This is a genomic window from Mycobacterium sp. E2497, assembly GCF_001668695.1.
Taxonomy (GTDB): domain Bacteria; phylum Actinomycetota; class Actinomycetes; order Mycobacteriales; family Mycobacteriaceae; genus Mycobacterium.
In genome coordinates this window covers 1-872 of record NZ_LZKD01000187.1, presented here as the reverse complement: position 1 = coordinate 872, position 872 = coordinate 1, and the positions used below count along the sequence as shown (strand labels likewise).

Annotated in this window: 1 pseudogene; it reads left to right on the top strand. The window is 73.1% G+C overall.

What is annotated here, in order from left to right:
- Positions 1-66 precede the first annotated feature (66 nt).
- Positions 67-872 (top strand): annotated as a pseudogene (locus A5713_RS17700) (acyl-CoA dehydrogenase family protein); the annotation flags it as partial.

Here is an 872-nt window from a genome sequence, read left to right as displayed (position 1 = left end):
TGCGCCCACAGGAAGTAGCGGTGCAGGGGATAGGTGATGTCGATCCCGATGCCGCCGTGGACGTGCTGGGCGGTGGCTCCGGTGCCCGCGTACGCGACGCTGGTGCTGGGCGCCGACCCGATCGCTCGGCACGGCAATTCCGAACAGCGGCAACGCTTCCTGCCGGGCGTCGTCGCCGGGCACCGCATCCTGACCGCGGGGCTGGCCGAGCCGGGCCGCTCCGACGCGGCGGCACCCGCCACCACCGCGCGGCGCGATGGCGGCGACTGGCGGCTCGACGGCGCCAAGGAGCTGGTTCCGGCCGCCCAGATCGCCGACACGGTGCTGATCCCGGCGTCGATGGAGGACGGGCAGGTCGGGCTGTTCCTGGTGGCGGCCGACGGCCGCGGCGTCGAGATCCGGCCGGTGGAGACCACCAACCACGAACCGCACGCCGACGTATACCTCGACGGCGCAACGGTGTCCGACGCCGACCGGCTGGCCGGGGCGGGCCTGATCGAGTCGTTGCATTCCCGCGCGCTGGTCGCCCTCTGCGCGGTCCAGCTGGGCGTCGCGGAGCGGGCCCTGCGGATCGCGGCCGAATACACCACGGGCCGGGAGCAATTCGGCCGGCCCATCGGCAGCTTCCAGGCCGTGCAGCAGCGGATGGCCGACGCGTTCATCGATGTCGAGGCGATCCGGTGGACCACGTGGCACGCGGCGTGGCTGATCGCGCACGGCCGGACCTTGAAAGAGACCCGCCGCGCCGCCCGCATCGCCAAGTTCTGGGCCGCGGAGGCCGGCGCGCGCGTCGTCGCCACCGCCCAGCACGTCCACGGCGGCATCGGGATCGACATCACCTATCCCCTGCACCGCTACTTCCTGTGGGCCAA